Below are 5573 nucleotides of genomic sequence, written 5' to 3' on the forward strand. Positions count from 1 at the left end.
GCACCCCTGGAGAACCTGGTTCCGCTCGTCCTCAGGCACCGCCCCGTACTCGGGGTCCGAGGGGTCGTAGTACTTGCGGGGGATCACCCGGTCCATGAGGAGGTAGTCGTGCCGAAACCCCTTGACCATGAGGAAGGTCTTGATCTCCACCTTGGGGCCGATGTCCGCGCCCCGGGCGTTCTGCTGGCCGAAGCAGAAGGTGATGAACCCCCCGCAAAGCCTCCCGGTGTAGAGGAGGCCGTAGAGGATGCTGGGGACGTCCGTGAGGACCTTGATCTCCCCCGCCGGGTCCGCCCTCTTACAGATCCCGAGGCGATTACAGTCGTAGAAGTACCCCTGGGCCACCTTGGCGAGGGCGCTCCGCACGGGCTCCGGGACCTCCTTGGCGTAGGCGTAGGCGAGCATGGAGGCCCCCGCCTGCTTGTGGTCCTCCACCAGACGGTGGGCGAACTCCTGGAGGACCTGATCGTAGGAGAGCTCCCGCTCCCAGGTGAGGTAGGCCGCCCCCCGCCCCGAGGTGGAGATCGTCCCGCTCAGGGGCACCCAGTAGCCCCGGAGGAGGGTGCAGGCGTAGTAGGGAGACCCCGGCGCACCCCCGGAGGTGGTCACCGTGGTCGTCCGCTCCTTGCCTTGGTCGTCCCGGTACTTGCAGGACCAGTCCTCCCGCCACTCCTTCCAGTAGACGAAGGCCTCCGCCGTGAAGTGGTGGAAGCCGTTGTCCCGGAAGGAGAGGCTTCGGGTGGACACCTGAACCTCGGGGCACCCCTGGACCGGGTTGGGGGAGAGGAGGGTGTAAATGGGGTTCCACGGCTCCACGTTTCCGAGGGCGAGTTCGCTCCTCGTCCACCGAATGCGCACCCAGGCCGTGGTGGAAGGGGAGGAGGTCCAGGCCCGCACGGTGAAGGAGCCGGGGGAGGCCAGGGCGGTGGGGGAGACGGTGAGGTAGACCTGGGGCCTCCCCACGGGAAGCTCGGGGTAGTCGGGAGGCGTGTACCGCACGGTGCAGGTCTTGGAGGTCTGGGCGAGGGCGAGGCCCAGGAGGGAGAGGAGTGGCAACATAATGCGGCGCATCATGCCACATTATAGCAATGCGTGCTCAGGTAAGGGCCCGCTCCGCCTCCGCCAGGCGGTCCAGGAGGGCTTCCCGCCGCCTTAGAAGGGCCTTGTAGCGGGCCAGGGCCTTCAGGAACTCCCGGGGCCGGGTGAAGCCCTCGGGGGGTTGCCACCCTACGGGCCTTCTTGGCGGGCGGACGAGGCACGAGATGACCTGGAGCCGAGGCCTGTCTTCCGGACCGAGAGGGGTTTAGTTAGGATGGCGAGGAGAGGAGATCTCCTGCAGCGAGTTCGGGCCGAGCGGAGGGGGAGGGGAGCCTTGAGGAGAGCGCCGCCATCGGACTTGGAACGCAAGTTCCAGGTCGCCTCCCCCTCGAACCACTACGACCTCTCCAGTGGAGAAGGGAGAGGAGGATCCCGGCCCAGCGCATACCTGACACCTCCTTGCCTTCAGGTAGGCGGGGGCACCCTTGGGTTCAAGGGGAGGCCGGGGGAGGCCCCTTGGCCTCTTCCCGCCACACGGCGTAGGAGAGCCAGACCAAGTAGAGCCCGGCGAAGAGGAGAAGGGCTACCGCCCCCAGGACGGCCCGGGGGTCAGGCAGAAAGAGGCCGAGGACGACCAGGGCCAGGCCGAAGCCCACGAAGACCCGCCCCGCTACCCGGTGGGTGATCTGCCAGGACCGGGGGCTCGCCAGGGTCCAGGGGGTGCGAACGCCCAGGACCCAGTTCTGGGGGACCTTGGGCAGGTAATTGCCGAGGAGGAGGAAGAAGAGCCCCATGGCCACCCAGAGCCCCCGCAAGGCCAGGCGGCCCGGGACCCCGCCCAGGGTGGTGTGGACCAGGTAGAGGAGGCCGAGCTGGAGAAGGCTAAAACCCCAGCCAACCACCGCTACCAGGGTGGGCCAACTCCGCCAGGACCCCCTCCGGGTGGGGTCCAAGGCGGGCCAGACCTGCAGGAGCCCCACCACCAGGAGCTGGACCACGGGCACGAGGAGGAGCTCGTACTTGGAGCCCCAACGGTCCACCTCGCCCAGGGCGTTCCAGTGGGCGGGAACCCGGTCGGGGAAGACCCAGAGGGCGAAGAGGGTAGCGCCCCAGCTAACCGCCAGAGCCAGGACTGTGGGCAGGGATTTCACGGGGACCTCCTTCTCTCAGCTCCATAAAGTAGGCCAGGGCCTCCCCCAGGACCGAGGCGCTGAGGCGGTAAACCCTCCTCCCTTCCCGCTCCGCCTCCACCAGCCCCACCTCCTGGAGCACGGCGAGGTGCCAGGAGAGGGTAGAGCGGGCCAGGGGGAAGCGCTCGGCGATCTCCCCGGCACTTAGGGGCCCCTCCCTCGGGGTCGCCTTCGGGGCGGGCCTTCTCCAGCTCTTCCAGTCGAAGAAGGTAAGAGGTGATGCGTTCCTCGAAGCTGGGCATGGTTCCATGCTACCAAGGGGGTGGGAAACCCCTCCATCGGTGGTGAGCGACGCGATTGACCCGATAAGGTCCACGATGCCGGCCACCAGGCCCAGGTGGCCGAGGTCGTACACCCGCAGGTCGGGTGTGGCTTCTATCCCAAAATCCTAACGCGGAGGGGAGGAGGGATGCAGAATGTAGGCTCACCGTTCGTGCTCATGACACACCCCCTACGCTCCGCCTTGCCCTTGAGGGATTCAAGAGCTGGGCGATGGCCTCCCGAAGCGCCCCGCCCCGGGCCTTCACAAACGCCTCGAAGTCGTCCCGGCACAGGGCCTCGTAAGCGTCCGGGAGGATGTAGTGGCTGTCCAGGGTCGCCTGCAGCTTCTCGTGGTTATGGGCATGGCCCTCCAAACACTCCTGCAAGAACTCCGACGGTCGCTTGTCGCCCTTGCGGTTATTCGTCTCCTTCGAGATGAGCGTCCGATTGAAGACGGAGTCGACGCGGTGGTCTTTCTGATACACGGCCTTCGGGAAGATGTGATCATCCTGGCACTCGTTGAGGTTGGCGAGCTGGCCGGTGAGGAAGTCCCGCGCCCCGCGGCGGGCGATCAAGCACATCAGGCCCTTGTAGACGGCCGAGCGCGGTTCGTCCACGTCGAGGTTGAGGCTCTGAGGGTCCAGCCGCCGGAGCCACTCCGGCGGATCGCCGCCCTCGATCCAGCGGCTCACCTCACCGAAGTCCCGATACGTCTTCGAGTCGACGGCGGAATCGTAGCGCTGCGCGAAGACGCTCCCCCAGTACCAAGCGTCCACGTTCTCGTAGGCTGCCTGCCCGGCCTTGTCCCGTTTCAGCTTCCAGAGCAGCGCGCCGAGGGGCACCAGCAGGGTCGTGTAGGGAATCCATCCCGGCTCGAGGGCCCCATACTCCTCCCGAACCCGCTCATGGGCAAGCACGATCGCCTCCGCCGCCTCCCTCCACCGCTCGAGGAACTCCTCGGCCGTCAGCCCGTCCAAGACGTCCAGTAAATTGCCCTTCCGCGGCTCCTTCCCCTGGAAGACGGCAATGACCTTGAGCAAGAACTCCGGCTTGATCAGCCCGGCTACCCCCGGGTGTTCTTTCTTGAACTGCTCCCAGAGCTCCCGCAGCTTGACCTCCTTGGGGTAGAGCCGGGCCACGGCGAGGTCGAAGAGCGAGAGGCTCACCCCCGTCCGGTTGATCCGCTCAAAGATGTTGACGATGTTGTCCTTGTTCGTGTTGGAGGAGAGATTGACCACGGGCACCATGAACTTCTCAAAACGACTATAGAACTCATCGAATCTCGTCTGCTCGTCTTCCCCCCATACCTGTTGCTCCTTGAAGAGCCAGCGTCGAAAGGCTCCGGAATCGGCCAACAGGGTGAAGGGCAGGGCGCGGTGCTGGCTGACAAGGGCTTCGTTCTCCGACAGCTGCCGCTTGTCCCAGGTGGAGACGCCCACGATCGCCTCGTCGAAGTCCTCCTCCAGCATGGGCTTAAGACGCAGGTAGAACTTGTAAGGGTGCTTGCTGTTCCTTAAGGGGATAGCCGGGGCATAGAGGGCATAGAAGACGGAGGTGATTCGCTGCTGGCCGTCGAGGACCAGCCTCACGGTGGAGTGCTCTTTGGGGTTGGCCTGGCCGTTCACTTGGGCGAGACCCTCGACCGGGCGGAACGGAAAGAGCGGGCTATCGGGCGAGGTGTCCAACATCAGGAACGTGCCCACAAAGTACCCCTGAAGGATGGAAGCGAGGAACTCTTCAATGTCCTCGCGTTCCCAGACGAAGGAGCGCTGGAACTCCGGCAGGACGACCTTGCCCTGATAAGCTCCCTTTACGATCTCCAGGAGGTTTTCTGGATTGACCTTCGGACTCTCGCCCATGATTTCCTCCTTCCCCTTTCCGCTTTAGGGTCTGGCCTCTGACCCGCCGGGAAGACGATCCCCCTCTCCGCCACGCGTCGGCGTTACCTCCTCCTTAAACTGCAAGGCTAACCCCTTCACCCGAACCTTGCCCGTCATCAGATGGTGTAGCAGCGTCTTAAACAGCGCCTCCAGCGCTGCCCTGCGCCCCTCCTCGGCGCAGATTTTCTCGTCCACCGCTTGCAAGATGCGGGCGATTTCGTGTTGTTCGGAATAGGGTACTCCTCGCCTTTCTTCATTTTTCCCTTGAGGAAAGCCATTTTTGACCCAGATAACCTCGTCCTCCCTCAAATCCCCCAACCGCACCACCCGCCACTCCTCGGGCAGCGGGCCGAGTTCGGTCATCTTGTAGCCTTCGGGCAGGTCTGGAGGGTTGCTGGTCTTCATGGTGCCAAGCTCCGTCATAGTCTGTTCTCCCTATGCTTTCTGCCCCTTTGTGTCCCCATTTTGGCCCCTTAAGGACATAATACCCACATTCCGCACCCCCTTTACTCCAGCAGGTAATATCGCCCGGCCCTCAGAAGGCGCACCGCGGTTTCGTGATGGGGGGCTAAGTTGAGGACCAGCCATCGCCCCCCCAACCCCACCAGGCGGACCCACATGAACAGCTGAAACACCCAGCGCAAGGTGGGCTTGGCTGTGGGTCTCCCCTTCTGGTCTGGTAGGCTGGACCCCGTCTCCCAAAGCCTCCGCCTCAGCTCCCACTCCCCTAGGGCGTACACCAAAAGGGCCAGGGCCATCACCATCCCCAGGGCCATCACCCGCTCGGGCCGCTTCAAGAAGGTGCTCCCCGTAAAGAACAGGGTGTCTTTGAGAGACCGGAACCCCGGCTTCGCCGTCCGGGTCTGGTCCTTGTACCGCCTCAGCACCTCCCAGGAGGGAAGCCCCTCCCGGTCCAGCACGTTCCTGGTCAGGAGAGCACGTCCAGCATGCGGCCCATGCAGTCGTCGTTGAGGAAGCCTGGGGGGATGCCCTCTCCCAGCAGCCGCTCCGTGGGCTTACCCTCCCAGTAGTGGCCGAAGAGGTAGAGGGGAGAAGAGACAAAGCCCAGGGCGTTTCTGCTTCCCTGTCAGGGGAACACCTTGGGGATGGCCGCTTTCAGGGCCACCCCCGTGCTCACTTTTCCCCCGGGCGAGGGCCCACCCGTCCGTCCACCAGGTGGCCGAGGTCGTACACCCGCAGGTCG

5 protein-coding genes and 2 pseudogenes are annotated in these 5573 nt (G+C 64.7%); all 7 read right to left on the bottom strand.

The features are described 5' to 3' along the window. Nucleotides 1–1071: hypothetical protein (locus tag QT17_RS05250; RefSeq protein WP_039457390.1), on the bottom strand; the 1071-nt coding region annotated here is incomplete at its 3' end. Nucleotides 1072–1529: 458 nt separating this feature from the next. After that, nucleotides 1530–2189: an SdpI family protein gene (locus QT17_RS05255; protein ID WP_039457383.1), complete on the bottom strand. Its 660-nt coding sequence runs from the start codon at nt 2187–2189 to the stop codon at nt 1530–1532. After that, a complete protein-coding gene (locus tag QT17_RS05260) occupies nt 2152–2478 on the bottom strand; it encodes a helix-turn-helix domain-containing protein (RefSeq protein WP_081995780.1) in 327 nt (108 codons plus the stop codon). Before QT17_RS05260 ends, QT17_RS05255 begins: the two co-directional genes overlap by 38 nt. Before the next feature lie 187 nt (nt 2479–2665). After that, nucleotides 2666–4348 carry a DUF262 domain-containing protein gene (locus QT17_RS05265; protein ID WP_039457386.1) on the bottom strand — a complete coding sequence of 561 codons (1683 nt, stop codon included), beginning with the start codon at nt 4346–4348 and terminating at the stop codon, nt 2666–2668. Between the two features lie 24 nt (nt 4349–4372). Beyond that, nucleotides 4373–4792 (bottom strand): restriction endonuclease subunit S, encoded by a 420-nt coding sequence (locus QT17_RS13985; RefSeq protein WP_200883379.1) that lies wholly within the window; start codon nt 4790–4792, stop codon nt 4373–4375. A gap of 83 nt (nt 4793–4875) precedes the next feature. Continuing rightward, nucleotides 4876–5313 (bottom strand): annotated as a pseudogene (locus tag QT17_RS05275) (IS1634 family transposase); the annotation flags it as partial. Next, nucleotides 5304–5444: pseudogene (locus tag QT17_RS14975) on the bottom strand (DUF4277 domain-containing protein); the annotation flags it as partial. The pseudogenes QT17_RS05275 and QT17_RS14975, both read right to left, overlap by 10 nt. Nucleotides 5445–5573: the final 129 nt, after the last annotated feature.

This window comes from Thermus sp. 2.9 (genome assembly GCF_000794385.1).
Lineage (GTDB): Bacteria > Deinococcota > Deinococci > Deinococcales > Thermaceae > Thermus > Thermus thalpophilus.